Source organism: Arthrobacter sp. Y3223164 (assembly GCF_059091005.1).
Genome location: NZ_JBNHGF010001000.1, coordinates 1 through 256, shown reverse-complemented (window position 1 = coordinate 256; position 256 = coordinate 1). Strand labels below are relative to the sequence as shown.

The window sequence follows — 256 nt, the reverse complement described above, 5'->3', positions numbered from 1 at the left end:
GGCGACCGCGCCCGTGGCCTGCGCGGCGTCCAGCCAGGCGGACACCGAGCCGGGCTCCAGCGTGTCGTCGGATCCCATGATGCCGACGAATTCTGCCCGGGCCTGGTCCAGCCCGTGGTTGAACGGCCCGGCTGGGGACGGTATCCCGTCGGCCAGTTCCAGCACCCGGACGGTCTCCGGCAGGCCGGCCAGCTGCCCGCGCACGGGATTCGGGTCCATGTTGTGGCACACCACCGTGGCGCCGACGCGGCCGGGC

At 74.2% G+C, this 256-nt stretch carries 1 pseudogene; it reads right to left on the bottom strand.

The window, feature by feature from the left end:
• A pseudogene (locus tag AC5RUJ_RS19095) lies at positions 1–256 on the bottom strand (glycosyltransferase family 2 protein); the annotation flags it as partial.